This is a genomic window from Streptomyces sp. NPDC048560 (assembly GCF_040650955.1).
Taxonomy (GTDB): Bacteria; Actinomycetota; Actinomycetes; order Streptomycetales; family Streptomycetaceae; genus Streptomyces.
In genome coordinates this window covers 511,442-534,356 of record NZ_JBEZIJ010000001.1, presented here as the reverse complement: position 1 = coordinate 534,356, position 22,915 = coordinate 511,442, and the positions used below count along the sequence as shown (strand labels likewise).

Genomic DNA, 22,915 nt, shown 5'->3' with positions numbered 1-22,915 from the left:
GCCGGCGGTGTGCGGTTCCTCCGGCCGAGGGAGGCACCGGCGCAGTCAGGGCAGAGAGCGCCGGGTACCTCTGTCCGTTCTCCTGTGCGGGGAGAACGGAGGTCTTTCCTGTGCATTGTGGACTAGACCAATCGCCCTGTCCATCCGTGTGCACAGCAATTCCGGCGAAACGTCCCGCCTCCCGTTCTCACGGGCCTGCGGGCCGATCGGTTCGGATCAACAGAGTATCCCCGGGTACGCTCGCACACGTGCCCTCCATGAACGACCTCGTCCGCCAGCACACAGCCCTGAGTGATACCGACCTCGAGTGGCTCCATCTGCTGGTCTCGGAGTGGCAACTGCTCTCCGACCTGTCCTTCGCCGACCTCGTCCTGTGGGTTCCCACCCGCGACGGGACCCGGTACGTGTCCGTCGCCCAGATGCGGCCGAACACCGGCCCCACCTCCTACCAGGACGACATGGTCGGCCATCTGGTGCCGCGCGGCAGGCGTCCCCTGCTGGACGCCGCGCTGGACGAGGGCCGGATCGTGCGCGAGGGCGACCCGGAGTGGCGCGAGGAGGTGCCGGTACGGGTCGAGTCCATCCCCGTACGCCGCGAGGGCCGCGTACTCGGCGTGATCGCCCGCAACACCAACCTCCTCACCGTCCGTACGCCCTCCAGGCTGGAACTCACCTACCTCCAGTCCGCCTCCGACCTGGCCCAGATGATCGCCGCCGGGTCCTTCCCGTTCCCCGGCCAGCAGGTCGACATGGACGCGTCGCCCCGTGTCGGTGACGGGCTGATCAGGCTCGACGCCGACGGGATCGTCCAGTACGCCAGCCCCAACGGCCTCTCCGCCTACCACCGTCTCGGCCTCGCGTCCGACCTGGTCGGCCACCACCTCGGCACCACCACGGCCGAGCTCGCCCCCTCCCGGGGCCCCGTGGACGAGGCCCTGGTCAAGGTGGCCAGCGGCTACGCGCCCCGCGAGTTCGAGGTGGAGTGCGCCAGCGGCGTGATCCAGCTGAGGGCCATCCCGCTCAAGCCCAAGGGTGTCCGCATCGGTTCGCTGGTCCTGCTGCGGGACGTCACCGAACTGCGTCGCCGTGAGCGTGAGTTGATCACCAAGGACGCCACCATCCGGGAGATCCACCACCGGGTGAAGAACAACCTCCAGACGGTGGCAGCCCTGTTGCGCCTCCAGTCCCGCCGGATGGACTCCGAGCAGGGCAAGGAGGCCCTCAACGAGGCGGTACGGCGCGTCGGTTCGATCGCGATCGTTCATGAGACGCTGTCTCAGAACCTGGACGAGCGGGTCGAGTTCGACGAGATCGCGGACCGTGTCATCGCGATGGTCTCGGAGATCTCCCCGGGCAAGGTCACGTGCCGGCGCACGGGCCGCTTCGGAATCCTCGACGCGGAAGTGGCCACTCCGCTCTCGATGGTGCTCACCGAGGTCCTGCAGAACGCCCTGGAACACGCGTTCACCGTGGCCGAGCGCGGCACGGTGGAGGTCTCGGCGGTACGGGGCGGCTCACCGACCGACGCGCGGCTGCTGATCACCGTGTCGGACGACGGACGCGGACTGCCCGAGGGCTTCGACCCGAAGCGGGCCGGGAATCTCGGCCTGCAGATCGTGCGGACCCTGGTGGAGGGCGAGTTGGGCGGCAGTTTCGACATGGTCCCGGGACCGGAGCACGGCACCCAGGTGATCCTGGACATCCCGGTGGGTCCGGAGAAGTAGCCGAACGCCGGTACGGAATAAGCGGAAGATCCGAACGCCGGCGGGTGCCGGCGCGCACAGCAGTGGGCCCGGACCGTGGTGACGGTCCGGGCCCACTGCTTGGCATGTACGTTGCGATGCGCTACGGGGTACTGCGCGCTGCGACTCGAAGGCGGGGCTGTGCGTACGCTCTGTACGCGCCGCCGGGCTGAGGCTTAGCGGGGGCGTCGGTCAGGCGCTGGCGTTACGCGCCCGGTTGCGAGCGGCACGGCGCTTCATTGCGCGGCGCTCGTCCTCGCTGAGGCCACCCCAGACGCCGGAGTCCTGGCCGGACTCGAGCGCCCACTGCAGGCACTGCTCCATGACGGGGCAGCGACGGCAGACGGCCTTGGCTTCCTCGATCTGCAGCAGCGCAGGACCGGTGTTGCCGATGGGGAAGAACAGCTCCGGGTCTTCCTCACGACAAACGGCGTTGTGACGCCAGTCCATGGCTGCTACCTCTCCTAGGTATTTCAAGCTTGTTGCTTGTGAATGTGAACGCTTTCACGAATCCCCCCGCAGACACAGGGCCGACTCCCAGATGAACTGGTTGTGGTCTTGTCAGTGAGGAGGGGTTCTGGCTCTCAGTGGAGGCCGGTGTTGCGGGCCGTCCCGATCGCCATGTAGAGATTCGCAAACCTCGGCGGCGGATACAACCCCTTCTGGAAAGTTTTTTTTGATTCCTCGGTGTCGGCTAGGTCACAGCCGTACTTCCATGGGGTGGGGGCCAGCCCAAACGTTCGAGTTAAAGGACTTTGGGCCCTTCCACTCACACAATCACACGCAGTGCACGGCGTACGCCTGTGAACGTCACGCTCGTACGCAGTCCCAGGTGGTCGCCGTCCATCTGGAAGGGCAGTGGGGCCTTTGAATGCAAGGTGAAGTCGGTCAGGTCGTGGAGGGAAACGGCGTGCTTGCCGTGGGGGCCCTTCTCCGGGCTCGAAGTGAGCAGCTGGGTCGCGTAACGGGCGACCGCGGGGGTCGACAGGCGCTTCAGTCCGAGGACGTCCAGGGCCGTGTCGAAGGAGGCCTTCGGGGAGGCGTACATCGGACGATTCCCCAGGTAGGTCCAGGGAGCGGTGTTGCAGATTATGGACAGCGCGAGGTCCGTGACGGGGTCCTGGCCGGGTACGTCCAGCGTGATCAGGCCGTGCCGCCGATGGGGCTCCTCGACGAACTGGCGGACCACCTGGCGCACGTACAGCGCATGAGTCGAACGCTTGCCGCGTTCGCGCTTCTGTTCGACCCGGCCGATCACGCCGGCGTCGAATCCGAGACCGGCACAGAAAGTGAACCAGCGCTCCGGAACGGACTCGTCCTCGGTGCCCGGGGTGCCCGCCGCGAGGCCGAGGCCGACCGTGCGCTCGCTGCTCCGCTCCAGGGCGTCCAGGATGGCGCCGGTGGCCTCCACGGCGTCGTTGGGGAGGCCGAGGGCACGCGCGAAGACGTTGGTGGAGCCGCCGGGCACCACGGCCAGCTTCGGCAGGCTGTCGTCGGGGCCCTTGTGGAGCAGCCCGTTCACGACCTCGTTCACCGTGCCGTCGCCACCGAGGGCGACCACCAGGTCGATGTCGTCGGAGTCAGCGGCCCGTCTGCCCAGGTCCCGGGCGTGCCCGCGGTACTCCGTGCTCACCGCTTCGATCTTCATCTCGCTCGCGAGGGCGTGAATCAGCACGTCACGCGTCCGCGCACTGGTAGTGGTGGCGGCTGGATTGACCACAAGGAGTGCGCGCATGGCAGCCAGACTACCTACCGCGAGGTACCGGCCAGAAGTCGCGCATCCCTGTGATCACGATCGGTGACGGGCTGTGAAGGCCGGCGGCGGCCCGGCACCCCGGCTTCACTTTCGCCCGGGAAGGATGCCAACCTGAATGGCGTGAGCATTCAGGAGAACACGCCCGCTTCCCCGCCGTCCGCCGGAGAGGAGAAGCCGGGCAGGATCGCCGCCGTCGCCGGGCTCAACGCCCTCGAAGGGGCGGCGCTCGTCGTCGGCGGGATCTACATGGTGGTCATGGGGCTGCTGGGCCGACCCGACAGCCCCCAGCAGGCGGAGATGGGCGGACTCACCCTTATCGCACTTGGCCTGATCCCGCTGTTCGCCGCGCGTGGACTGCTGCTGCGGCGCAGCTGGAGCCGGGGCCCGGCGCTCATCACCCAGCTGATGGCCCTGCCGGTCGCCTGGACGCTGCTGCGGTCCCAGGGCGCGCTCATCCCCGCGGGCATCGCGCTGGCGGCCGTCGCCGCGACGGCCCTCGTCCTCCTGCTCAGCCCGGCCACCACACGGGCGCTGGGCATCCGGGGGCCGCGTACGACCCCCGAGGCCTGAGCCCGGCGCCCGGGACCGACTGCTCGGCCCGGGGCCGGGGACTACTCCTCGACGAGCAGGCGCTCACGGAGCTGCGCGAGCGTGCGGGCCAGCAGCCGGGAGACGTGCATCTGCGAGATGCCGACCTCCTGTGCGATCTGCGACTGGGTCATGTTCCCGAAGAAGCGCAGCAGCAGGATGCGCTTCTCGCGCGGCGGCAGGTCCTCCAGCAGCGGCTTCAGCGACTCGCGGTACTCGACGCCCTCCAGTGCCTCGTCCTCCGAGCCCAGCGTGTCGGCGACCGCGGGGGACTCGTCGTCCGTGTCGGGGACGTCCAGCGACAGCGTGCTGTAGGCATTGGCCGATTCCAGGCCCTCCAGGACCTCTTCCTCGGAGATGCCCAGGCGCTCCGCCAGCTCGTGCACCGTCGGGGAACGGCCGTGCTGCTGGGAGAGCTCGGCGGTGGCCGTGGTCAGCGAGAGCCGGAGCTCCTGCAGACGCCGCGGCACCCGTACGGCCCAGCCCTTGTCACGGAAGTGGCGCTTGATCTCCCCGACCACCGTGGGGGTCGCATACGTCGAGAACTCCACACCGCGGTCGGGGTCGAACCGGTCGACCGACTTGATCAGGCCGATCGTGGCGACCTGGGTCAGGTCGTCCAGCGGCTCGCCGCGGTTGCGGAACCGGCGGGCGAGATGCTCCACGAGCGGCAGGTGCATCCGCACCAGCCGGTTGCGCAGCTCCGCCTTCTCGGGCGAGCCGTCGGGCAGTTCCCGCAGCTCGATGAAGAGTGCCCGCGCCGCGCTGCGGTCGCGCGGATCGTGATGCCCGTGCTCGCTCATCTGGACCGTCCGCTCTGCCTGCGACTGCTCCACCGCGGCCGTACGGCCTTGCGTCCCGTCCGCCCCGTCCACCGGGTGCGGTCTGGCCTGTTGCTCCGGGATGCCTGTCGCGCGCACCACCCCGGGGCGGATCGTCTCGTCCCGCACAGGTCCGTCCCCGTTCCCGTTGCTCACGCCGGCCCGGGTCCCGCGCCGCGCTGTTTGTAGAGGCTGATGGTGACCGTACGGTCATCCGCGACCGTGGAGTCGACCTTTCCGGCCAGTGCGGAGAGCACCGTCCAGGCGAAGGTGTCGCGCTCCGGGGCGCGGCCGTCCGTCGTCGGGGCCGACACCGTCACCTCGAGCGAGTCGTCGATGAGCCGGAACACGCAGCTGAGGACGGAGCCCGGCACGGCCTGCTGAAGCAGGATCGCGCAGGCCTCGTCGACCGCGATGCGAAGATCCTCGATCTCGTCGAGAGTGAAGTCCAAACGCGCTGCGAGACCGGCCGTGGCCGTTCGCAGCACCGACAGGTAGGCACCCGCAGCGGGCAGCCGGACTTCCACGAAGTCCTGATTCCCGGGCTCGCCTGCGATCTGGGACACCCTCACCTCCAAGGTGGCACAAACTCTTTCGAGGCTCCGGGAGAGTGGCCCGGAGCCATGCGGTCCGTCGTCGGTTCTTGGTGCGGCGACGCTATCGCGATCCATGATGCCGTGTCGCCGAGACCCCACCCGATGCTCGTCACTCATGGTAAGCCCACGCGTACGCACAGTGGCTAGAGGTCTGCGGCGGTCAATTACGAAGAACCGGCGCCGGTTTGACGTACCCAGACGTCAGACGATCGAACCGTCCGCGAAGCACCAACGCCATCTCTCGCCCGCTTCGAAGCTCCGCATGACCGGATGACCGGTCTCCTCGAAGTGGGCCGTACCGTGCCGCAGGGGTGAGGAATCGCAGCATCCGACATGGCCGCAGACGAGGCAGAGACGCAGTTGCACGGGGTGGCTGCCGACCGCCCGGCACTCCGTGCAGGTCTCGCTGAGCGGGGCGGGCTCGGGGCGCGGCAGTTCCTGAAGATGCGGGCACTCACTCATGATGTGCAGGTTACGACGGATGTGAGGACCGTGAGATGGACGCATTGCCGCTGGTGGCACTGGTCGCGGCGAGTGCGGCGGTAGCCGGGGCCGCGCGCCGCACCCCGGTGCCGGCCCCCCTGCTGCTGGTTGTCGCGGGCCTGCTGGCCTCGTACCTGCCCGGGGTGCCCACGTACACCCTGGACGCGCACATCGTGCTGCCGCTGCTGCTGCCTCCGCTGCTCTACACGGCCGCGGTGGACAGCTCGTACCTCGATCTGCGGGCCAACATCCGGCCGATCGCGCTGTTGTCGGTCGGGTACGTGCTCTTCGCGACCCTGGCCGTCGGGTGGCTGGCCTATCTGCTCGTGCCCGGTCTGCCCCTGACCGCCGCCCTGGTGCTGGGCGCGGTGATCGCGCCGCCGGACGCCGTCACGGCCGCGGCGATCGCGCGCCGGGTGGGGCTGCCCGCCCGGGTGACCACGATCCTCCAGGGCGAGTCCCTGGTGAACGACGCGACCGCGATCACCGCCTTCAAGGTGGCCCTTGCCGCGGCGGTCGGTGAAGGCGTCAGCTGGGGCGCCGGGATCGGTGAGTTCCTGCTGGCCGCGGTGGGCGGCGTGGGCGTCGGTCTGCTGTTGATGGTGCCGCTGCACTGGCTCCGTACGCACCTCAAGGAAGCCCTGCTCCAGAACACCCTGTCCCTGCTGATCCCCTTCGTGGCCTACGCGGCGGCCGAACGCGTGCACGCCTCCGGGGTGCTTGCGGTGGTCGTCGTCGCGCTCTACCTGGGACACCGTTCCTGGCAGGTCGACTTCGCGACCCGTCTTCAGGAGGCGGCGGTCTGGAAGATGGTCGCGTTCGTCCTGGAGTCGGCCGTCTTCGCCCTGATCGGGCTGCAGCTGTCCTTCGTACTGAAGGGCCTCGGGACGTACGGCGTGGGCGAGGCGCTCTGGTACGCGTTCGCCGTGTTCGTCGCGGTCGTCGTGGTGCGGTTCGTCTGGGTCTACCCGGCGACCTATCTGCCGCGATGGCTGTTCAGGCGCATCAGGGAGCGGGAACCGGGGACGGACTGGAAGGCGCCCCTGATCGTCGGCTGGGCGGGGATGCGGGGTGTCGTCTCGCTCGCCATCGCCTTCTCCATCCCGCTGACCATGGAGGGCGGCGAGGCATTCCCGGCCCGTAACCTCGTGCTCTTCCTGACCTTCACGACCGTCATCGGCACCCTGGTGATCCAGGGCCTCACCCTGCCGCTGCTGGTGCGCGTACTGAAACTGCCGGGGCGGGACCTGCGCGCGGAGACGCTGGCCGAGGCGCAGGCCCAGAGCCAGGCGTCCACGGCCGCCGAGGCCCGCCTGGACGAGCTGCTGGCCGACCGGAGCAACTGTCTCCCCGAACCGCTCGCCGACCGGCTGCGGACGGTCCTGGAACGTCGCCGCAACGCCGTGTGGGAGCGGCTGGGCGCGGCCAACCCGGTCACCGGGGAGTCGGCGGACGACACCTACCGGCGGCTCGCACGCGAAATGATCGAGGCCGAACGGGAGGTCTTCGTCCGGCTGCGGGACGAGCGGCGCATCGACGACGAGATGATGCGCACACTGCTGCGCCGGCTCGACCTGGAGGAGGCGGCGGCCTACCGGGAGACGGACGACGCCTGAGGGGAGGCCCTCAGAAGGGCGCACCGGTGACGACGGCCGCGAGGCGGGTCCCCGGGGCGAACGCGCCCTCCTCGGTGATCGTCGTGAGCGCGTACAGGAGCTTGGCCACGTAGAGCCGCTCGACGCGCAGCCCGTGCCGGTCCTCGAAGTCGTCGGCGAAGGCGTGCAGCTCCGGGGACGTACGGGCGTAGCCGCCGAAGTGGAACCGCTCGTCCAGCGACCACCGCCCCGCCGGGCCGCCGAACGCCTCCTGCTGCAACTCCCGCACCGCGTCCCCGAGGAAACCGCCGCGCAGGACCGGGACGCCCAGGGCTCTCTGCCCCTGCCCCAGGCCGGCGGCGAGGCCGGCGAGCGTCCCGCCGGTCCCGCAGGCGACCGCGGCCACGTCGGCCTCGCCGAGGAGTTCACGCCCGAGCGCTGTGCAGCCTTGTGCGGCCAGCGCGTTGCTGCCGCCCTCCGGGATGACGCTGCACTCCCCGAAGCGGCTCAGCAGCCCGCTCAGGACCTCAGGATCGGTCTTCGAGCGGTACGTGGCCCGGTCCACGAAGTGCAGCCGCATCCCGTCGGCCGCGCACTGTTCGAGCGACGGGTTGAGCGGCCGGTGCGCCAGCTCGTCGCCACGCACCACGCCCACGGTGCCGAAGCCGAGCAGCCGCCCTGCGGCGGCCGTGGCGCGCAGATGGTTGGAGTACGCGCCGCCGAAGGTCAGCACGGTGCGCCCCTCGGCGGAGGCCAGGTTCAGGGAGAGTTTGCGCCACTTGTTGCCCGGCAGATCCGGGTGGATCAGGTCGTCGCGCTTGAGCAGCAGCTGAACGCCCCGGCGCGCGAACCGCTCGTCCCCGGCCGGCTGGAGCGGCGAGGGGAGGGCGGGGCGCAGCCGGGGCGTACCGGGTGGTTCGTCGTGCACCCGTGCATTGTCCCGCAGGACACGGAACCGCGAGCGGCCGGCGGACCCCACCCGGTTCCTGCGCCCCTCCGTGGCTCAGGCCTGGGCGAGCCACAGGTCGGGGCCGAACACCTCGTAGTGGATGTCCGCCGCGGGCAGGCCCTTGGCCAGCAGCTGCGCGCGGACGGTGCGCATGAAGGGCAGCGGGCCGCAGAGGTAGGCGTGGGTGCCGGAGTGGATCACCACGTCCGTCAGGTCGACCAGCCCCGTGCGGTCGGCGGGGTGGCCGGGCTCGGGCCTCTCGTACCAGAAGTGCGTGGTGGCGTCGGGGAGCCGGCCGGAGAGCAGGGCGTGCTCGGAGCGCAGGGCGTGGTCGGCGGGGGACCGGTCGCCGTGCACGACGGTGACCGGCGAACGGTGACCGGTGGACGCCAGGTGGTCCAGCATCGACAGCATCGGGGTGCAGCCGATGCCGGCCGAGGCGAGGAACAGCGGTGCCTCGACGGCGTCGAGCACCAGGTCCCCGTAGGGGGCGGAGACGCGCAGGACGTCACCGGGACGCGTGTGCGCGTGGAGGTGCCGGGAGACCTCGCCGTCGGGTGAGAGGCCGCCGCGCACCCGCTTGACGGTGATCGAGCGCACTGTCGATCCCGGGGCGGACGACAGGCTGTACTGGCGTATCTGGTGTGCGCCGTCGGGGAGTTCCACCTGTACGGAGACGTACTGGCCGGGCCGGAAGGCGGGCGCGGGCGCGCCGTCGGCGGGGCGGATCCGGAAGGTGACGACGTCCTCGGTCTCCTCGGTGCGGCCGGTCACCTCCCAGGCGCGCCAGACGTCACCGGCGACGACGCCCTGCTGGGCGTACAGCCGCTCCTCGATGGCGACCAAGGCGTTGGCCATCAGCCAGTACACCTCGTCCCAGGCGGCGGCGACCTCCGGGGTGACCGCGTCACCGAGTACCTCCGCGATGGCGGCGAAGAGGTGGGTGTGTACGACCTTGTACTGCGGTGCCGTCACCCCGAGCGAGGCGTGCTTGTGGGCGATGCGGCTCAGCATCACGTCCGGGCGGGTGTCCGGGTGCTCGACCAGGTGCGTGGCGAAGGCGGCGATCGAACCGGCGAGTGCCTGACGCTGCGCCCCGGACGCCTGGTTGCCCCGGTTGAAGAGATCGCGCAGCAGTTCGGGGTGGGCGTCGAAGAGCTTCCGGTAGAAGAGGTCCGCTATGTCTCCGATTGCCGCGCCGACGGCGGGCAGGGTGGCACGGACAGTGACGGTCGACGTCTCGGAGAGCATCGGTGAACTCCAGGGGTGTGGATGGGACGGGATGGGATGTGGGGTGAGGCGTGTGCGGCCGGGGTGTCAGCCGGCGGGCGGGCCGCTGCTGATGCCGAGCAGGACGGGGCCGGTGGGTGAGGCGACGAGTTCGGTCACGGTGAGCGGGTCGAGCGAGGCGTAGAAGGCCTCCTGCGCCCGGCGGAGGGCGTCGCGCAGGACACATGCCGCGCGGAGCGGGCACGGAGTGCCGCCTTCGCACTCCACGACGTCGTCGGAGCCCTCCAGCTCCCGTACGAGCGCGCCGATCGACGCGGTGCTCCCGGCTTCCGTGAGGGCGAGCCCGCCGCCCCGGCCGCGCCGCGCGTCGACGAGGCCGAGGTGCTGGAGCCTGGCGACGACCTTGGTGGTGTGGGTGTAGGGGACCCGCATGGTGTCCGCCACCTCGCGGGTGGTCGGGGGGTCCTCGTTCTCCGCGACGGCCAGGCGCATGAGGACGCGCAGTGCCACATCGGTGAATCTCGTCAGCCGCATGAGGGTCACGCTAGGTAATTTGCATCCGAGATGCAAATTAAACGGTTCGCGTGGTGGCGGGAAACGGCCTGCCCCGCCGAAGGTGGATTAGTCGCACTCTTTTGTGTAATGGCGCGTCGACTCCCCTTGCTGAAAGGCTTTTTCGCACAGGTCAGCCCATATCGAGAGGACCGTCAGATGTCCGTTGGTGAAGAGGTTCGCGACACGCAGGGACCGCCGCAGCAGAGTCTGGGCACGGCGGCCGCGCGGAACCTCGCGACGACCACCAAGTCCGCGCCGCAGATGCAGGAGATCACCTCCCGGTGGCTGCTGCGGATGCTGCCGTGGGTGCAGGTACAGGGCGGTACGTACAGGGTGAACCGCAGGCTGAGCTACTCGGTCGGTGACGGCAGGGTGACCTTTGTGCAGACCGGTGAACGGGTCGGCGTGATCCCGGCCGAGCTGGGGGAACTGCCCGCGCTGCGTGATTTCGGCGACGAGGAGGTGCTGGCGGAGCTGGCGCGGCGTTGCGAGCAGCGTGATGTCGGGCCGGGAGAGGTGCTGGCGGCGTCCGGGGACGCGGCGGACCGCGTCTTCCTGCTCGCGCACGGCAAGGTGGAGAAGATCGGCACCGGGCCCTACGGGGACGAGACGGTGCTCGGAGTCCTCGCGGACGGCTCCTATTTCGGTGACCACTCGCTGATCGACGGCGATGCCAACTGGGAGTACACGGCCCGGGCGGTCACCGCCTGTACGTTGCTGACTCTGCAGCGTTCGGACGTGCTCAACCTCGCGGCCCGCGCCGACTCGCTGCGCGATCACCTCGCGGGACTGCTCTCCATCCCGCACCAGCGCACCAACAACTACGGCGAGGCGGCGATCGACCTCTCCGCCGGTCACGTCGGCGAGTCCGTCGTCCCGCACACCTTCGTCGACTACGAGTCGGCACCGCGTGAGTACGAGCTGAGCGTCGCGCAGACCGTGCTGAAGGTCCACAGCCGGGTCGCCGACCTGTACAACCAGCCGATGAACCAGACCGAGCAGCAGTTGAGGCTCACGGTCGAGGCGCTCCGCGAGCGCCAGGAGCACGAGCTCATCAACAACCGCGAGTTCGGGCTGCTCAACAACTGCGACTACGGCCAGCGCCTCCAGCCGCACGACGGGGCGCCCAGCCCCGACGACATGGACGAGCTGCTGTCCCGCCGGCGCGGGTCGAAGCTCTTCCTCGCCCATCCCCGGGCCATCGCCGCCTTCGGCCGCGAGTGCAACAAGCGCGGTCTGGTGCCGGAGAGCGTGGAGGTCGGCGGACACCACGTGCCCGCCTGGCGCGGCGTACCGATCTTCCCCTGCAACAAGATCCCCGTCACCGACGCCCGCACCACGTCGATCATCTGCATGAGGACCGGTGAGGCCGAACAGGGCGTCGTCGGACTCCAGCAGAGCGGCATCCCGGACGAGATCGAGCCGAGCCTCTCGGTGCGCTTCATGGGCATCGACGAGCAGGCGATCATCTCGTACCTGGTGACGGCCTACTACTCCGCGGCCATTCTCGTGCCGGACGCCCTCGGCGTCCTGGAGAACGTCGAGGTCAGCCGCTGGCGGTGACCCTCGGACGGCCCGGACGGGGGCGTCCGGGTCCTCCACCCCCACCACCGCACCCATCCACCGGGGTGCCCGGCCGCGGCGGCGGCCGGGCACCCCGGTGGAGCCCGGCGGGCGAATCAGGACCCGCCGGGCGACTCAAGAGGAGAGACCGTGACCATGACGAGTACGGACGCCACGACGGAAGGCCATGAGGCCGCAGCTCTCCTGGAGCACACTCGGAGCGCCGTCGATCCGCATCTGCGCTCAGCGGTGGAGTCGTTGCCCGGGGGCATACGGCGGGTCGCGATGTACCACTTCGGCTGGGAGAACGCGGACGGCAGTCCCGCCTCGGGCCAGGCGGGAAAGGCCATCAGGCCCGCGCTCGTCCTCGCCGCCGCCCGCGCGGCGGGCGGGGACCCGGACCGTGCGGTGAGGGCCGCTGTCGCGGTGGAGCTGGCACACAACTTCACCCTGCTCCACGACGACGTGATCGACGAGGACGCCACCCGCCGGCACCGGCCCACCGCCTGGGCGGTCTTCGGCGTCCCGGACGCCGTGATCACCGGCGATGCCATGCTCGCCCTCGCGCAGCGGCTGCTCACCGACGACGCGCACCCGGCCGCCGCGCGGGCCTCCTCCCGGCTCTCCAGCTGCATCATCGAACTCTGCGCGGGCCAGCAGGCCGACTGCGCCTTCGAGGAGCGCGGCCCGGACGACGTCTCGCTGGACGAGTGCCTCACCATGGCGACCGCCAAGACCGGTGCTCTGCTGGGCTGCGCCTGCGCGCTCGGCGCTCTCTACGCGGGGGCGGACGAACGGGCGGTCCGCGCCATGGACGGCTTCGGGCGCGAGGCGGGTCTCGCCTTCCAGCTGATCGACGACCTGATCGGCATCTGGGGTGACACCGCCCGCACGGGGAAGCCGGTCGGCGCGGACCTCTCCGCCCACAAGAAGTCCCTGCCGGTGGTGGCCGCGCTCACCTCCGGCACTCCGGCCGCCGCCGAACTGGCCGCCCTCTACAGAGGGCCCATGGCGACCGCTGACGAGGTGTCCAGGGCCGCCGACGCGGTGGACCGGGCCGGGGGGCGGGACTGGGCGCAGACGTGCGCGGCGGACCGGATGGCGCGTGCGGTCCACCACCTGTCCCGGGCGGTGCCGGATCTGGCGTCGGCCGGGGACCTGCTGGCCCTCGCGGAGTTCGTCACCCGCCGGACCCACTGACCTCCCTCAGCCGTACACCCGGCCCAACTCTAGGATTCCGTAACACGGTTGAGGTCACGCGGGATCGGGTGGGAGTCGGACATGGGTGTACGCATACGGCAGGCGGACGAGCGGGACCGGGATCAGGTGGTGCGGATCCTGGACGAGGCCTTCCACCACGATCCGGTCAGCAGCTGGGTCTTCCCGGACGAGGACCACCGCCGTGCCGTGCACGGCACGTTCCTCGGCGTCTTCGTCGACGTCACGCTCGCCGAGGGCCGCGTCGACCTGCTGGAGGACGGCACCGCGGCGGCCCTGTGGCTTCCGGTGCCCGCGGGGGCGCCCGAGGAGGAGGACCCCACCCCCGCGCTGATGAGGGCGACCGCGGACCCGGACAACGAACGGGCCGAGCTGATCGGGAGGCTGACGGGGGCCGTCCACCCGCACGACCGCGCCCACGAGTACCTGCTGATGATCGGGGTGTCTCCCGGGCGTCAGGGGGAGGGCCTCGGCGCCGCGCTGATCGACGAGGTCCTCCAGCGGTGCGACCGCGAGGGCGTCCCCGCCTACCTGGAGGCGAGCAGCGAGCGCAGCCGCGGTCTCTACGAGCGGCTGGGGTTCACCTTCATGGGCCGAACGGTCGACCTGCCCGACGGCCCGTCGATGTGGCCCATGTGGCGTGAACCCCGGTCCGCCTGAAGGCAGTCCGGCCGGATCGGCCGGACCGCGGCCCGGCCCCGCCGGGAGGGAAGCGGAGGGTGCCACCGAGGCGACCGCGGATACGGGCTACAGTCCCTGCTCATGACAGATGAGTCGTGGGCAGGCTGGTACCGGGACCGTCACGGTTCCGATGCCGTCATTCTCACCACGGACGGACAACAACTCCGCATCCGGATCAGAGGTGTCGACTTCGAGGGCGAGAGCTTCGACGGTCTCGGCCCCGTGGCCGGTGTCCCGCCGGAAGGCGCGGAGTTCGCGCTGGCGGACGGCGTACTCGACGACTGCGTACTGGAGTGGGACCTCCCGCTGCCGGTGCTCGCCGCCGGCACGGTCCGCCAGGCCACGCTCAGCTGCCTGCTGTCGCTTCGCCGCACCGATCCGGATCTCGCCCTCGCGCTGCACCTGGACGGCGCCGTGTACGAATCGGCCCGCGCCGCGGGTGACTTCGCGGCGGCGCTCGCCGCGATCCAGCGCATCCTTCCGGAGGGGATCCGGCTCCAGACCTGCATCGCCTGCGCGTTCTCCGACTACTTCCCGGTTCCGGTCCGTGGGCTCTCCGGCGCACTCGCCTGCTTCCGTGGGGCCAAGGACGCGTACCGGGGCGCGGCCGACGGCGGCGACGTCGCCGAACTGTGGGACCGGCGTACGGGCTTCGTCCAGGAGATCTGGAGCTGCCGGGAGTTCGAGGCGCGGCCGACGGAGGGGGCGGGCACCGGGCACCGGGGCGCTTTCCCCCTGGAACACGCCTGATCCTCACCTGACCCATGCCTGCGAGGGGCCCCTCCCGGCCGGGAGGGGCCCCTCGTGTCAGGAGCGGGCGAGCCGGAGTCAGGAGGTCGCGCCCGCCAGGGCGGCCGCGAAGCCGTTCTGCCAGAGGTAGTTCACCCGCGAGCGCTCCGTCGCGTTCGGATAGGCGTTGGTGCAGGACGTGCCGGGACCGCCGCCGGACATCAGCTCGCTGCACGGCCCGGTGTAGTGGTCCGGGAGGCCCAGCACGTGCCCGGTCTCGTGGGCCGTGACGCGCGTCGCGTTGTACTGCTGGTTCTGCCGGTAGTCCAGGAAGATGTAGCCGCTGCCGTGTCCGTCGGTACTCGCGTACGAACCACGGGAGTCGTTGCCCTCGTAGTACCTGAAGTCGGGGTTGGAGCCCTCCTGGAGCTGGACGTTGGAGACCGAGCCGTTCCAGATGCGGGTGCTGCTGGCTATCTGGCTGCGGAAGGTCGGCGCGTTCGCGGCGCTGTAGACGACCGTGACCGAGGCGGCGCTCGGGTCGGCGGCCCGCTTCTCGGCGACGGACTTCATGACGGCCTGGTGGAACGCCCGGTTCGCGGCGGCGTTCTCACTCGATCCGGCGTACGCGGCGTAGCCCTGCGACGCGGTCGACGAGACGGTGGGGGAGGAGGTCGCCGGGTCCGCGGCGATCGCGGGTGTCGCGCCCAGGGCCGCGACGAGGCCGAGGCCCAGGCCGACGGCAGCCGACACGAAGGAGGTGCGGAGGTGTCTCATGGGGGGTTCTCCTAGCTGTCCGATGAACCCGTCCGCTGATTGACGCCCGACACACTGTCAGGCCGGCCAGGAGGGCGAACCTGTCCGGTGTGCGGACTCGGTACGGGTGCGGTACGGAGTGAGTGTGGGGGCGCGAGGGGCCGCGACGGATGATGTCAACGGGCGATAGCGCCGCCCTATCCCCTGCGCACCGCAGGGGCGACCGCGCATGACCGTCGGGGGGCGGTAGTCCCAACAGCCGCTGAATTGCTGTCCTTTGGTGCGGTTGGGGCGTCTGGTGCGACGTGGCGCGTCCGCCCTACTCTCGGGGCATGGAGCTTGAGGTGAGGCACCTCAGGGCGCTCTGCGCCATCGCGGACGCGGGAAGCCTGCACCGCGCGGCCCGGCAGCTCGGCGTCAGCCAGCCCTCCCTGACGACTCAGCTCCGGCGGATCGAGGACGCCCTCGGTGCCGAGCTGTTCAGGCGCGAACGCACCGGCTGCCGGCCGACACCGCTGGGCCGGTCCGTCCTCAGCCGGGCCCGCCCGCTCGTCGACGGCATGAGCGCACTCGTCAGCGAGGCCCTGGCGGAGGCCGGTGCGCCCGGTGGAGGCGGCCCGCTCCTGCGCATCGGCGCCACCGCGAGCAGGGTCATCGGCGGCTGGCTGCGCAGGCTCCGGGCCGGGCTCCCCGGAACCGACATCTCGCTGCGCGTCGACGTCTCGGCGCACGCCCTGCTCCGCAGCGTCGAGGCGGGCCGCCTCGACGTCGCCTTCGTGCACGAGGTGGAGGGCTCGCCGCTCGCCGTCCCCGACGGGCTGCACCGGCGCGTACTCCTGGAGCGGGAGCCGCAGTTCATCTCCCTGGCGAAGGACCATCCGGCCGCCGCCTGTCCCGTGGTGGACCTCGGGGATCTGGCCACCGACCGGTGGATGGTCGACCCCAGCGTGGACGGTGAGTGGGACGGCGTCCGGAGAGTTCTCGGCGCCGCCGGGCTCGACCCGCCCGTCCTGCACGGCGACTATCTGACCGCGGCCTCCCTCGTCGTCCTGGGCGAGGTGGTCGCCCCGTGCCAGCCGACGTCCGGGCCGCGCGAGGACATGGCGATCCGCCCGCTGCGCGACGACCCCCTCGCCGTACGCCTGCTCCTGGTGTCACGCCCGGGGACGGATACGGCCGTGGTCTACGGGGAGCTGGAGGCGGCTTACCGCGAGGCGGCCCGGGGGGCTGCCACGTACCACCAGTGGCTGGTGCGTCACCGCAGCCCACTGGCCCGCGCGCTGTGACCCGAGGCCGCTCGTGACCGCTCTGTACAGCACGCACCGGCGTACGGCACGCGGATTCTGCCCGTAGCGAGGCACCTTTCCCAACCGGCCGCCCGCCGTGCAGAGTCGCCGTATGAAGCTCTTGATGCTGGGCGGTACGGAATTCGTCGGACGGGCCGTCACCGAGGCAGCCCTGGCCCGGGACTGGCAGGTCACCGTCTTCCACCGGGGGCACCACGCCCCGCCACCCGGTGTCACCGCCCTGACCGGCGACCGCACGACGGAAGGCGGCCTGGCGGCCCTGGCCGAGGGCAGCTGGGACCTGGTCGTCGACACCTGGAGCGGCGCGCCGTCCGCCGTCCGGGACGCGGCCCGGCTGCTGTCCGGCCGTGCGGGGCACTACACCTACGTGTCCAGCCGGTCGGTGTACGACTACCCCACACCGGCCGGTGTGGACGAGGACGGCCCCCTGGTGGACGGCGCCTCGCTCGACGCCGACGGGGACGTCCCGTACGCCCTGGCCAAGCGCGGCGGTGAACTGGCCGCGCTCGACGCCTTCGGCGACCGCGCACTGCTGGCCCGCGCCGGGCTGATCATCGGCCCGGGGGAGAACATCGGCCGCCTGCCGTGGTGGCTGGGACGGATCGCCCGCGGCGGCCCGGTGATCGCCCCGGGCCCCCGGGACGCCGACCTCCAGTACGTCGACGCCCGCGACCTGGCGAGCTGGATCCTGGACGCCGCGGCGAACGGCCTCCACGGCCCGTACAACATCGTCAGCCATCCCGGCCACACCACCATGGGGGAACTGCTCGACGCCTGCGTACGGGTCACGGGCTCCGACGCGGAACTGCGCTGGACCGACCCCGCGACCCTGCTCGCGGCGGGCGTCGAGCCGTGGAGCGACCTGCCGGTCTGGCTGCCGGCGGGAGAGCTGTACGACACCCTGTACCAGGGCGACGTCACCAGGGCCCACGCGGCCGGGCTGCGTTGCCGGCCGGTGGGGGAGACCGTCGCGGACACGTGGACGTGGCTGATCGAGCAGGGCGGTACGGCGCCCCAGCGGCCCGACCGGCCGCAGGTCGGTCTGGACCCGCGACTGGAGGCGAAGCTGCTGGCGGGCTGAGCGGCGGAGGGCGGCACCTCAGGCCGGGCGGCCCGGCGGGCCGAGGAGCCGGGCTGACGCCTGGAGAAGCCGGGCTGACGCCCGCAGGAGCCGGGCTGCCGGGTCGAGGGCGGGGGGTTCACGGGGCAGGGGCAGGGGCTGACGGAGCGGCATCGGACGCGGCGCGCAGGGGACGTCGCGGACCGGGCCGGGGCGGGCCGTTAGCGTGGCCCGATGGCCTCACCGTCGCAGCACCTGCTGCACCTCACCGAAGCCCCCCTCTGGGAGGCGGCCCGCGCGAGCGGGACGTACGAGATGTCCACCCGCGGCAGGACCCTCCACGAGGAGGGCTTCATCCACTGCTCGCTGCCGCATCAGCTCCCCGGCGTGGCCCGGATGCTCTACGGGGAGGACGACGAGGCCCTGGTGGTGCTCGTCATCGACTCCGGCCGGCTCTCGGTGCCCGTGCGGTACGAGGCGATGTCGCCCGGCGGGGAGGAGTTCCCGCACATCTACGGGCCCGTCCCGGTGCACGCGGTCGTGGACGTACTCCCGTGGCAACGAAAGGACACCGACTCCCAGTGAACGGCCCCCTCATCGCGGTGACCGGCGCGAGCGGCGCGGTCGGCGGACGGGTCGCCCGGCGCCTCGTGCGGACCGGCGTCCCCGTAAGGCTGCTCGGCCGCGACCCGTCCAGGCTCCCCGGCCTGCCGGGCGCCACCGCGGCCCCGCCCGCCCCCTACGGCGACGGCGAGGCGATGCGCCGCGCCCTCGACGGCGCGCAGACGCTCTTCCTCGTCTCCGCGCACGAGAGTCCCGACCGGGTGCGTGAGCACACCACGGCCGTCGACGCGGCGGAGGCCGTGGGCGTCGAGAGGATCGTGTACGTCTCGTTCCTCGGCGCGGCTCCCGACGCGACGTTCACCTTCGCGCGCGACCACTGGCACACCGAGGCGCACATCCGGCTGGCCGATGTGCGCCACACCTTCCTGCGGGACAGCTGGTACCTCGCCGCGCTCCCGGCCATGACGGGTGCGGACGGCATCCTGCGGGGTCCGGGCGGCGACGGCCGGGTGGCCGCGGTCGCGCACGAGGACATCGCGGACGCCGCCGCTGCCGTACTGCTCGACGAGGGCACCACGCACGACGACGCCACGTACGACCTGACGGGACCCGAGGCGTTCACGCTCGCGGAGGCGGCGCAGGAACTCACCCGCCGCACCGGGCGGCCCGTCCGCTACGTCCCCGAGACCAGGGAGGAGGCGTACGCCTCCCGCGCCACGTACGGCGCCGAGGACTGGGAGGTGGCCGGCTGGGTGACCTCGTACGAGGCGATCGCGTCCGGTGAGATGGACACCGTCTCGGACGCCGTACCGACCCTCACCGGCCACCCCGCGAAGAGCTTCGCCACCTACCTCGACGAGAACCCGGACAGCTACCGGCACCTGCTGGTGAGCGGCTGAGGGCCGGCCGGCGCTCCGCCGCCGGCCCTACCTACGCTGCGAGCGCGTCAGCGAATGCCGCGAGGCGGGTCAGTGCCTCGCGGAGGCGGTCAGGTGGGACCGTGTACGAGACGCGGACGTGGTTCGGGGCCGCGAAGTCGGCGCCCGGGACCACCGCTACGTTCGCCTCGGCGAGGAGGAGTTCCGCGAAGTCCGCCGCCGAGGTGATGGTGCGGCCGGCCAGGGTGCGCCCGTAGGTGCCGGTGACGTCGGCGAGGAGGAAGAAGGCTCCGTCCGGGGTGCCGTCGACCTCCATGCCGGGGATGCCGGCCAGGGCCTTGACGGTGGTCAGGCGGCGGTCGTCGAGCTCCCTGCGGCGGTGTTCCAGCTCCGTGGTGAGGTCTGCGGTCAAGGCGCCGAGGGCCGCCCTCTGGGAGATGGAGGACGGAGCGGACGCGGTGTGGCTCTGGATCGCCGTGATCGCCTGGGCCACCTGTGCGGGGGCGGCGACCCAGCCGATGCGCCAGCCGGTCATGGCGAACGTCTTGGAGACGCCGCCGACGGTGAGCGTGCGCTCCGCGGCCTCGGGGCCCAGAGCGGCGACCGAGACGTGTTCGGCGTCGCCGAAGACCCAGTGGTCGCAGATCTCGTCGCTGATGACGGCCAGGTCGTGGTCGATCGCGACCTGTACAAGGGCGGCCAGTTCGGTCCGGTCGTAGACGACGCCGGAGGGGTTGGCCGGGTTGTTCAGCAGCAGGACCCGGGTCCGGTCGGTGACCGCGGCGCGGAGCTGGTCGGCGCCGACCTTCAGTCCCGAGTCCCGAGCGGGCTGGACGGGGACGAGGGTGCCTCCGGCCAGGGCCGCGAGGTGGGGGTAGCTGACCCAGTGGGGGGCCGGGACCAGGATCTCGTCACCGGGTTCGACGAGGGCGGTGAAGGCGTGGTGGAGAGCCTGCTTGGCGCCTGCCGTGATGACGACCTGCCCGGCCTCGTACGCCGTCCCGTGCCGGTTGATGAACTCTGCGGCAGCCGAGCGCAGTTCGGGGATGCCGGCGGCGGGGGTGTAGCGGATGAAGCCGGTGGCGACGGCGTCGAGGGCGGCCCGCGTCGCCGGTTCGACGGTGGGGAAGGCCGGTTCGCCGCTGGTGAGGTTGATGACGTCCACCCCCTGGGCGATCAGCGCCTTCGCCCGGGCATCCAGGGCAGCGGTCGCGGACGGGGGGACCTGCGCGGCCCTTACGGCCAGGCAGATTCGGCTGTTCGCCTCGGGGGCGGACGGTGCGGTGCTCACGGCAGTCCTCGGTGTGGGGTTCGGGGCGGGTGGCGCTGGGCTTCAGGCGCGGGGGCCGTAGAGCGAGAGTGCGGACGCCTGGGAGCGGCGTATCTCGGCGTAGCGGTGTCCGGAGTCGGTGACCTTCGCGCAGCCGTCGCAGAACTGGACTCCGGCGGAGAACGCGTCGTTGCGGGCGCGGCGGAAGTTGCGGATGGAACGGCGGATGGATGGCATGACATCCTCGATTCATAGGCGAACGTCTATGGGTTGAGCATGTCAGGAAACATAGATGACCGTCAATGGGTCGGGGGTCGCCATCCCGTCGCACGGGCGGACCTGGATGAGCGGACCTGGACGAGCGGGGGCTCGATCCGTCAGATTGAGCGCATGATCAAGCCATCGCCCGCCGGGATATTCGCCGACTGCTGCCCTGAGCCCATGAATGCCGCGCAGGCGGTCGATCTCGCTGCCGCCTTCAAGGCGCTGGCCGATCCGGTGCGGCTGCGGATCGCGAGCATCGTGGCCTGCTGCCCGGCCGGTGAGGTCTGCGTGGGCGAGATCGCTTCCGAGTTCTCGGTCTCGGGCCCCACCATCAGCCACCACCTGAAGAAGCTGCGGGAGGCCGGTGTGCTGTCCTGCGAGCGGCGGGCGAGCGAGGTGTACTACCAGGTGCGGTCGGATCGCCTGGACGCGCTGATCGGCCAGTTGACGGCGATGAGGCCGGCGGCCGGGCGGACTCCCTGAAGCGCATGGCCTGTCCGCTGTCCCCGGATGAACGGCTGCAGCCCGCCCCGGAGCAGGGGGCGGGCCGTTGCCGTCTGATGTGCTGGCGCTCGGGCCAGGAGTAGCTAGAGCCAGATGGGGGCCGAGTAGCCGAGGACGACCGCACCGGTGAAGAGGATCCCGACGACCAGGGCCACTACGCGCCAGCGGGCGATGAGGAGCATGCCGCTGATGGCGCCGACGCTGGTGCCCGCACCGGTCATCAGGAAGGCGAGCGCGGCGCCGGGGCTCATGCCTCCCTGCATCAGGGTGGCCACGAGCGGGAGCGAACCGTCGGAGTTGAGGTAGACCGGGATGCCGATCAGGGCGGCGACCGGGACCGCGAAGATGCTGCCCTCACCGAGGAAGTCCGTAAGGACGCTGGTCGGGATCGAGTTGATGAGCAGGAAGCCCAGGGTCGCGAAGCCCAGGAAGTAGAGGGCGAGGCGCTTGCTGGTGATCATCAGCTCGTTGCCGAACTCGTCGAGCTTCCAGCGCTTGACCAGGCTGACCTCGACCGGCGCCGGAGCCGGGGCGATGGGCCGGTTGAGCAGAGCCGTACGGGCGAGGCCGCCACCGCCGCCGGCTGCGCTCACGCCGCCGCCCGCTTCGTCGCCCTCGGTCTCGTCGCTGCTGCAGCAGCTCTCCTCGGCCTTCTTCTCGGCCTCGGTGGAGGTCAGGCGGGCCTGTCCGTCGAGCCAGCCCGTCTTCTCGATCAGCCAGGTCACCAGTCCGGCGAAGAGGCCGATGACGATCGCCGCCACGAAGAAGGTCAGGGCGAAGTCGGCTCCGAACAGGCCCATGGAAAGGACGAGTTCCTCCGGGCTGGTCAGCGGTGAGGCGACCATGAAGGTGACGACGGGGGCCCAGGGGACCTGCGAGGCCAGCGCTCCCAGGACCACTGCCGTGGTGCCGCATGAGCAGAAGGGGGTGAGTGTCGCCAGGAGGATGGCCCCGAGTACCGCGTAGAGGGTCTTCCTCCGCAGCCATGACGAGAGCCGTTCGGCCCCGATGTACACCGGGATGGCGGAGGCCACGATGACGCTGATCAGCAGGAACGGCCAGTTGGCGGCGAGCGAGTGGGCGACGTCCTGGAATGTGCGGCCCAGGACGTCGAGGACGGTGTCAAGCACGGGAGCTCCAACTCATAGACGGCTGTCGATGGGTTGAACTCTGTCGGATGCATAGATGACTGTCAATGTGTTCGGGGAACAATTCATAGATGGCCGTCGTTGGTTCGGGTATGCCTACGTCCATCTCGGAGCTCTGCTGCTCCCCCGTGCTTGCCGGCCCTCTCACTCCGGAGGCCGCGGATGACCTTGCCGCCGCGCTGAAGGTCGTCGCGGACTCGACCCGGCTGCGGCTGCTCGGGCTGATCCGCACCCAGCCGGGAGGCGAGGCATGCACGTGCGATCTCACCGAGCCGCTGGGGCTGACACAGCCGACGGTCTCGCATCACCTGAAGGTGCTGTTCGAGGCAGGCTTCCTCGAGCGGGAGCGCCGGGGGCGGCAGACGTACTACCGGATCGCGGCCGGCAGCATGACCGTGCTGTGCCAGGCGCTGGATCCCTCGCCGGAGCCGCTCCCCGCCTGACCGGAGCCTGATCCCACCTCGTCGCGAGGTTCCCCCGTCAAGGGCCGGCCGGCTCGCACGCCACGTGCGGGCGGGCCGGTCCTTCGGCATGTTCAGGCATGAGGGTGCCGGGCGCGCTTCATGCCAGCAGTGATCTCTTCCACACCCTGGGTGACCTCGGACAGACTCATGAACACCGGGAGGGCAACCACCCACCGGGACACCGGAACTGCCGA

Annotated in this window: 25 protein-coding genes; 13 read left to right on the top strand and 12 right to left on the bottom strand. The window is 71.0% G+C overall.

All coding sequences use genetic code 11. From position 1 onward, the window contains the following. The first annotated feature begins 257 nt into the window (after nucleotides 1–257). Nucleotides 258–1,724 (top strand): PAS domain-containing sensor histidine kinase, encoded by a 1,467-nt coding sequence (locus AB0C82_RS02310; RefSeq protein ID WP_362836985.1) that lies wholly within the window; start codon nucleotides 258–260, stop codon nucleotides 1,722–1,724. Nucleotides 1,725–1,934: 210 nt separating this feature from the next. Here AB0C82_RS02310 and AB0C82_RS02305 read toward each other — a convergent pair whose 3' ends face one another. Together AB0C82_RS02305 and AB0C82_RS02300 are read right to left on the bottom strand one after the other, a co-directional pair. Beyond that, a complete protein-coding gene (locus AB0C82_RS02305) occupies nucleotides 1,935–2,192 on the bottom strand; it encodes a WhiB family transcriptional regulator (protein ID WP_003953983.1) in 258 nt (85 codons plus the stop codon). Between the two features lie 319 nt (nucleotides 2,193–2,511). Then, entirely contained in the window at nucleotides 2,512–3,477 is a 966-nt protein-coding gene (locus AB0C82_RS02300) for a diacylglycerol kinase family protein (RefSeq protein WP_362835423.1), read from the bottom strand. A 141-nt stretch (nucleotides 3,478–3,618) separates the two neighbouring features. Here AB0C82_RS02300 and AB0C82_RS02295 point away from each other — a divergent pair, with 141 nt between their 5' ends. Continuing rightward, nucleotides 3,619–4,068, top strand: a complete 450-nt coding sequence (locus tag AB0C82_RS02295) for a hypothetical protein (protein WP_362835421.1) — start codon at nucleotides 3,619–3,621, stop codon at nucleotides 4,066–4,068. 41 nt (nucleotides 4,069–4,109) lie between these two features. Here AB0C82_RS02295 and AB0C82_RS02290 read toward each other — a convergent pair whose 3' ends face one another. The 3 genes from AB0C82_RS02290 to AB0C82_RS02280 form a co-directional block, all read right to left on the bottom strand. After that, nucleotides 4,110–5,036 carry an RNA polymerase sigma factor SigF gene (locus AB0C82_RS02290; protein WP_362836983.1) on the bottom strand — a complete coding sequence of 309 codons (927 nt, stop codon included), beginning with the start codon at nucleotides 5,034–5,036 and terminating at the stop codon, nucleotides 4,110–4,112. A 23-nt stretch (nucleotides 5,037–5,059) separates the two neighbouring features. Then, nucleotides 5,060–5,473: an anti-sigma regulatory factor gene (locus tag AB0C82_RS02285; protein WP_173315837.1), complete on the bottom strand. Its 414-nt coding sequence runs from the start codon at nucleotides 5,471–5,473 to the stop codon at nucleotides 5,060–5,062. 231 nt (nucleotides 5,474–5,704) lie between these two features. Continuing rightward, nucleotides 5,705–5,965, bottom strand: a complete 261-nt coding sequence (locus AB0C82_RS02280; protein WP_362835419.1) for a UBP-type zinc finger domain-containing protein — start codon at nucleotides 5,963–5,965, stop codon at nucleotides 5,705–5,707. Nucleotides 5,966–6,000: 35 nt separating this feature from the next. On the opposite strand from AB0C82_RS02280, the gene AB0C82_RS02275 reads away from it, so the two are divergent. After that, nucleotides 6,001–7,602: a Na+/H+ antiporter gene (locus tag AB0C82_RS02275; protein ID WP_362835417.1), complete on the top strand. Its 1,602-nt coding sequence runs from the start codon at nucleotides 6,001–6,003 to the stop codon at nucleotides 7,600–7,602. 10 nt (nucleotides 7,603–7,612) lie between these two features. Here AB0C82_RS02275 and AB0C82_RS02270 read toward each other — a convergent pair whose 3' ends face one another. The 3 genes from AB0C82_RS02270 to AB0C82_RS02260 all read right to left on the bottom strand — a co-directional run bounded on the left by AB0C82_RS02270 (nucleotide 7,613) and on the right by AB0C82_RS02260 (nucleotide 10,294). Further along, nucleotides 7,613–8,509 (bottom strand): pyridoxal-phosphate dependent enzyme, encoded by an 897-nt coding sequence (locus tag AB0C82_RS02270; RefSeq protein WP_362835415.1) that lies wholly within the window; start codon nucleotides 8,507–8,509, stop codon nucleotides 7,613–7,615. Between the two features lie 75 nt (nucleotides 8,510–8,584). Continuing rightward, nucleotides 8,585–9,781: a globin domain-containing protein gene (locus AB0C82_RS02265; protein WP_362835414.1), complete on the bottom strand. Its 1,197-nt coding sequence runs from the start codon at nucleotides 9,779–9,781 to the stop codon at nucleotides 8,585–8,587. Between the two features lie 66 nt (nucleotides 9,782–9,847). Further along, nucleotides 9,848–10,294, bottom strand: a complete 447-nt coding sequence (locus AB0C82_RS02260) for an Rrf2 family transcriptional regulator (protein WP_362835412.1) — start codon at nucleotides 10,292–10,294, stop codon at nucleotides 9,848–9,850. 177 nt (nucleotides 10,295–10,471) lie between these two features. On the opposite strand from AB0C82_RS02260, the gene AB0C82_RS02255 reads away from it, so the two are divergent. The 4 genes from AB0C82_RS02255 (at nucleotide 10,472) to AB0C82_RS02240 (ending at nucleotide 14,527) form a co-directional block, all read left to right on the top strand. Further along, nucleotides 10,472–11,878: a family 2B encapsulin nanocompartment shell protein gene (locus AB0C82_RS02255; protein ID WP_362835410.1), complete on the top strand. Its 1,407-nt coding sequence runs from the start codon at nucleotides 10,472–10,474 to the stop codon at nucleotides 11,876–11,878. A gap of 156 nt (nucleotides 11,879–12,034) precedes the next feature. After that, nucleotides 12,035–13,078, top strand: coding sequence for a family 2 encapsulin nanocompartment cargo protein polyprenyl transferase (locus AB0C82_RS02250; RefSeq protein WP_362836981.1), 1,044 nt, complete (start codon nucleotides 12,035–12,037; stop codon nucleotides 13,076–13,078). Between the two features lie 81 nt (nucleotides 13,079–13,159). Continuing rightward, nucleotides 13,160–13,756, top strand: a complete 597-nt coding sequence (locus tag AB0C82_RS02245; RefSeq protein WP_362835408.1) for a GNAT family N-acetyltransferase — start codon at nucleotides 13,160–13,162, stop codon at nucleotides 13,754–13,756. 102 nt (nucleotides 13,757–13,858) lie between these two features. After that, nucleotides 13,859–14,527: a DUF6304 family protein gene (locus AB0C82_RS02240; protein ID WP_362835406.1), complete on the top strand. Its 669-nt coding sequence runs from the start codon at nucleotides 13,859–13,861 to the stop codon at nucleotides 14,525–14,527. A gap of 78 nt (nucleotides 14,528–14,605) precedes the next feature. Here AB0C82_RS02240 and snpA read toward each other — a convergent pair whose 3' ends face one another. Next, nucleotides 14,606–15,283, bottom strand: coding sequence for a snapalysin (snpA, locus tag AB0C82_RS02235; RefSeq protein ID WP_362835404.1), 678 nt, complete (start codon nucleotides 15,281–15,283; stop codon nucleotides 14,606–14,608). 311 nt (nucleotides 15,284–15,594) lie between these two features. Here snpA and AB0C82_RS02230 point away from each other — a divergent pair, with 311 nt between their 5' ends. From AB0C82_RS02230 to AB0C82_RS02215, 4 genes are all read left to right on the top strand, one after another. Continuing rightward, nucleotides 15,595–16,548, top strand: a complete 954-nt coding sequence (locus AB0C82_RS02230; RefSeq protein ID WP_362835402.1) for a LysR family transcriptional regulator — start codon at nucleotides 15,595–15,597, stop codon at nucleotides 16,546–16,548. Nucleotides 16,549–16,672: 124 nt separating this feature from the next. Beyond that, nucleotides 16,673–17,650, top strand: coding sequence for an NAD-dependent epimerase/dehydratase family protein (locus tag AB0C82_RS02225; protein ID WP_362836979.1), 978 nt, complete (start codon nucleotides 16,673–16,675; stop codon nucleotides 17,648–17,650). Between the two features lie 213 nt (nucleotides 17,651–17,863). After that, entirely contained in the window at nucleotides 17,864–18,214 is a 351-nt protein-coding gene (locus AB0C82_RS02220) for a DUF952 domain-containing protein (protein WP_362835400.1), read from the top strand. Continuing rightward, nucleotides 18,211–19,092: an SDR family oxidoreductase gene (locus AB0C82_RS02215; RefSeq protein ID WP_362835398.1), complete on the top strand. Its 882-nt coding sequence runs from the start codon at nucleotides 18,211–18,213 to the stop codon at nucleotides 19,090–19,092. The genes AB0C82_RS02220 and AB0C82_RS02215 overlap by 4 nt, the downstream gene beginning before the upstream one ends. Before the next feature lie 31 nt (nucleotides 19,093–19,123). On the opposite strand, the gene AB0C82_RS02210 is transcribed toward AB0C82_RS02215, so the two are convergent. Beyond that, the gene (locus AB0C82_RS02210) at nucleotides 19,124–20,362 is read right to left on the bottom strand and encodes a pyridoxal phosphate-dependent aminotransferase (RefSeq protein ID WP_362835396.1); all 1,239 of its coding nucleotides are present in this window, start codon (nucleotides 20,360–20,362) and stop codon (nucleotides 19,124–19,126) included. Between the two features lie 42 nt (nucleotides 20,363–20,404). Then, entirely contained in the window at nucleotides 20,405–20,578 is a 174-nt protein-coding gene (locus AB0C82_RS02205; RefSeq protein ID WP_362835394.1) for a hypothetical protein, read from the bottom strand. Between the two features lie 153 nt (nucleotides 20,579–20,731). On the opposite strand from AB0C82_RS02205, the gene AB0C82_RS02200 reads away from it, so the two are divergent. Then, nucleotides 20,732–21,088, top strand: coding sequence for a metalloregulator ArsR/SmtB family transcription factor (locus AB0C82_RS02200; RefSeq protein WP_362835392.1), 357 nt, complete (start codon nucleotides 20,732–20,734; stop codon nucleotides 21,086–21,088). Between the two features lie 104 nt (nucleotides 21,089–21,192). On the opposite strand, the gene AB0C82_RS02195 is transcribed toward AB0C82_RS02200, so the two are convergent. Then, a complete protein-coding gene (locus AB0C82_RS02195) occupies nucleotides 21,193–22,239 on the bottom strand; it encodes a permease (RefSeq protein ID WP_362835390.1) in 1,047 nt (348 codons plus the stop codon). 89 nt (nucleotides 22,240–22,328) lie between these two features. Between AB0C82_RS02195 and AB0C82_RS02190 the strand changes: the two genes are divergently transcribed. Continuing rightward, nucleotides 22,329–22,700 (top strand): metalloregulator ArsR/SmtB family transcription factor, encoded by a 372-nt coding sequence (locus AB0C82_RS02190; protein WP_362835388.1) that lies wholly within the window; start codon nucleotides 22,329–22,331, stop codon nucleotides 22,698–22,700. Nucleotides 22,701–22,915: the final 215 nt, after the last annotated feature.